At 50.2% G+C, this 3778-nt stretch carries 3 protein-coding genes; 2 read left to right on the top strand and 1 reads right to left on the bottom strand.

What is annotated here, in order from left to right; translation table 11 throughout:
- Window positions 1-262: 262 nt before the first annotated feature.
- Window positions 263-931 carry a hypothetical protein gene (locus Q0256_RS09660; protein WP_297962535.1) on the bottom strand — a complete coding sequence of 223 codons (669 nt, stop codon included), beginning with the start codon at window positions 929-931 and terminating at the stop codon, window positions 263-265.
- 243 nt (window positions 932-1174) lie between these two features.
- On the opposite strand from Q0256_RS09660, the gene Q0256_RS09655 reads away from it, so the two are divergent.
- Together Q0256_RS09655 and Q0256_RS09650 are read left to right on the top strand one after the other, a co-directional pair.
- Entirely contained in the window at window positions 1175-1921 is a 747-nt protein-coding gene (locus Q0256_RS09655) for an SDR family NAD(P)-dependent oxidoreductase (protein ID WP_297962533.1), read from the top strand.
- A 16-nt stretch (window positions 1922-1937) separates the two neighbouring features.
- Window positions 1938-3632 carry a Na+/H+ antiporter NhaC family protein gene (locus Q0256_RS09650; protein WP_297962531.1) on the top strand — a complete coding sequence of 565 codons (1695 nt, stop codon included), beginning with the start codon at window positions 1938-1940 and terminating at the stop codon, window positions 3630-3632.
- Window positions 3633-3778 lie beyond the last annotated feature (146 nt).

The following is a 3778-nucleotide window of genomic DNA, read 5'->3' as shown; positions in this document are numbered from 1 at the left end:
CGCTAGCTGAAGCTAAGCAGATTGGCTCAAATGTGCTAAATAAGGGTATCGGCGTGATCAAAAACGATAAGATCACGCTGGATATAAATTTGATCAAATAGCGACGTCAATGTGTCAAGAGGCAAAACGGCGCAGTTTTTGAAGGTTTTGTCGGTAAAGCACAGATCTATCGGGAAGCAGATAAGCTTGTAGCGCGCGATGAAAGCGTTATTTAGAATTCCTAAAAAGGATAAAATTTAGCGCTTCTTTAAAATATCGTCGTTTAAAATGTCGCGCTGCTTTGTATCGTTTTGGTAACGCGGTCTTTAGAATTTTGCGTTTTGTCGGGTACAGGTCTGTGCGCGATCAAATTTACGCGCCCGATTTTCGCCGTGAAATAAAAAATCCCCAGTATTGTCGCGTTTAGAAATACTCCAAAATATATCCGTTCTAACCCCCATATCCCTATGCTGGCGGCATGAATAGGCACAAAAATTATCGCGACTAAGATCGGATAATAATCCGAAATTTTATTTTTGGCAAGGATTACGGTCGTAACGATGGCGTATGCGATAAGCGTAAAAGGAGAGATAAGCAAGAGTGCAAAAAGTGCGTTTATGCGCTGATAATCTTCGTGCCCGATTAAGACGCAAAAACTACAAAACGCGAGCGTTATGAGAAAAAATAAAGGTAAAATCCACCGCGTTTTCACGTCGCGCCCTTTAAGCAGCGATAAAAAGAGCAGATGAGAGCCCAGCGCAATACAATAATAATCAAATATAACCGATGAGCTTAGAAACGTGAGCGGTATGGCGAGCAGTGCACCCGGCCCGTCAAAATATACCCCACTAAACATGAGCCACGTGATAAAGAGCATAAAAGCATGTTTCAAACCCGCATAAGTGGCGCAAACACAGATACTAACGAGGATAAATCGTATAAATTTGCTCATTTGCCTTTTTCCTAAATTTAAGTGATTATAGCAAACCGCGACAAACGAACGGCGCAAAATTTTAAATTTAGCCGTGCGCTCGCCGAATCCGCTGCCGATCGCGAGCTCGCGCGCGCAAGAGAACCCGCTAATGTCTTCGCATTATTTCATCCGCGCCCGCACCGCAAGATAAAATTCATAAATTCTAAATCCGTTTTGCGTTATCATTGCGCTAAATTTAAAATTTTACGCAAAGGGGATCATATGAAAAACACGGCATTCATCACGGGCGCTACGAGCGGCTTTGGCGAGGCGATCGCTAGGGCGCTTAGCGCGCAGGGCTATAAGATCATAGCACTCGGGCGGCGCAAGGAGCGGCTACAAAAGCTAGCCGGCGAGCTAGGCAATACGCACATTATCGCCGCAGACATTCGCGATAAGGCTGCGGTGTTTGACGCCGTAAGCGCGCTGCCTGAAAATTTCAAAGACGTCGAGGTGCTCGTAAATAACGCAGGGCTTGCGCTCGGGCTTGAGGGGATCGCGCAGACGCCCGTAGAGGATTTGGAGACGATGGTCGATACGAATATCAAAGGCGTGCTGTATTCGACCAAGGCGGTGCTGCCGCTGATGATCGCGCGCAAAAGCGGCTATATCTTCAATCTCGGCTCGACTGCGGGCGCGTGGCCATATCCGGGTAGCCACGTTTACGGCGCGAGCAAGGCGTTTATCAAGCAGTTTAGCCGCAATATCCGCAACGACCTGCGCGGCACCGGCATCCGCGTAACGGAGATCGCGCCTGGCATCTGCAAGAGCGAGTTTAGCGAGGTGCGCTTTAAAGGCGATCTAGCGCGCGCTGCGGCCGTGTATGAGGGGGTCGATGCGATCCTGCCCGAGGATATCGCGCAGATCGTGCTAAGCTGCCTAGCGATGCCGCACCGAGTAAATATCAACGTCGTAGAGGCGATGGCGACGCAGCAGAGCTGGGCTGGGCTTTTTATCGAGAAGCATTAAATTTTAAGGCGAGAAAATGAAAAAAATTATATTACTAATGTTTTTATCGGTTGCCGCGTTTGCAGTGGACGACGCGACGAGGCAGCATAATGCCGAGCTTTTCGGCATCTGGACGCTGGTGCCGCCCGTCGTGGCGATCGCGCTTGCCTTTATCACAAAAGAGGTGATCCTGTCGCTTTTCATCGGCGTTTTTAGCGGCACCTATATGCTTGCAGTCGTCGGCAACAATCCGATCTCTGCGCTTGTGGGTAGCTTTACAGATCTGGTCTCGCGCGTGGTGGGCTCGATGGCTAGCAAAGGCAACGCGGGCGTTCTTTTGCAGGTACTTTGTATCGGCGGCGTGGTCGCGCTGATTAGCAGGACGGGCGGCACGAAAGCCGTGGCGCTTTGGATCAGCAAGCGCGCTAAAACTGGCATCTCAGCGCAAATTTCAACATGGGTTATGGGTCTTTTCGTATTTTTCGACGACTACGCAAACGCCCTGATCGTAGGCCCCGTCATGCGGCCGATCACCGATAAATTTAGAGTTAGCCGCGAAAAGCTCGCCTTTATCATCGACGCCACCGCCGCGCCGATTGCAGGCATCGCACTAATTTCTACCTGGGTCGGTCTTGAAGTCTCTCTGATAAGAGCGGGATATGATCAGATCGGCGTGCAAAACGTAAACGCCTTCTCGATCTTCGTGCAAACCATGCCGTATCGCTTCTACAATCTTTTCATGCTTGCTTTCGTAGTTTACGTGGCGTTCATGCGCAGGGATTTCGGGCCGATGCTCTCTGCCGAAAGGCGCGCGGCGACGGGCGAAATCCACTCTAAAAATTCTAACATCGCCGAGCTAGAAGATAAAACGCTAGAGCCCAAAGAGGGGATCAAGCCGCAGGCTTCAAACGCCGTTATTCCGCTTATAGTGCTAATCTGCGGTGCGTTTGCGAGCTTTTATTTTAGCGGGCTAAGCAAACTTGAAGGCGATGCCCTCGCAGCCGCAAAAGCCGCTCCGCTAAGCTTTGCAACGCTTCAGGCGACGTTCGGCAACGCGAACTCGTCGGTCGCGCTTTTTCAAGCGGCGCTTCTTGCTACGGTCGTGTCTATATTTATGAGCGTTTACCGCAAAATTTTTGACGTCAGAGAGGCGATCTCTACGTGGATCAAAGGGTGGAAGACGATGATCGTTACGATCGTGATCTTGCTGCTTGCCTGGTCGCTCAGCTCAGTCATCAAGGAGCTCGGCACGTCGCGCTATCTAGTCGATATGCTAAGTCAAAACACGCCGAAATTCTTGCTTCCGGTAGCGATTTTCGTGCTGGGCTCGTTCATTAGCTTTTCGACGGGCACGAGCTACGGCACGATGGGAATTTTAATGCCGCTTGCCATACCTTTGGCAAACGCTGTGGGACTTCACTACGGGCTTTCGGGCGATGCGCTTCACGCCTATATGATCGTAAATATCTCTGGCGTGCTTACAGGTGCAATTTTCGGCGATCATTGCTCGCCGATTTCGGACACCACGATCCTTTCGTCGATGGGCGCGGGCTGCGATCATATCGAGCACGTAAAGACGCAGATGCCTTACGCTCTATCCGTCGGCGCGGTCGCCGTGGTAGCGGGCTATCTACCCGTAGCGCTAGGACTTAACGTCTGGATCGCGCTGCCGATGGGGCTTGCTGTTACGTGGGCTCTCGTGCGATTTGCAGGTAAAAAGATAGAGGAGTAGCTCCTGCAAATTTTAAATTTGCTTTTAAATTTTGAATTCCGCAGCGCTGCGGAATTCTACCGAGCAGAATTCTAATCTGCCTCGCGAAATTTCACTCCGCAAAATTTCGTCGCGCTAGTAAAATTTTAAAACGAAATTTCAAAAAG

This window comes from uncultured Campylobacter sp. (assembly GCF_937949835.1).
Lineage (GTDB): Bacteria > Campylobacterota > Campylobacteria > Campylobacterales > Campylobacteraceae > Campylobacter_B.
Note: the sequence above shows the minus strand (reverse complement) of the source record. Positions and strands in the feature narration are given on the sequence as shown.

Coding starts and splice junctions, on each gene's coding strand:
- Q0256_RS09660 (WP_297962535.1), bottom strand. CDS start 931: ATGAGCAAATTTATACGATTTATCCTCGTTAGTATCTGTGTTTGCGCC.
- Q0256_RS09655 (WP_297962533.1), top strand. CDS start 1,175: ATGAAAAACACGGCATTCATCACGGGCGCTACGAGCGGCTTTGGCGAG.
- Q0256_RS09650 (WP_297962531.1), top strand. CDS start 1,938: ATGAAAAAAATTATATTACTAATGTTTTTATCGGTTGCCGCGTTTGCA.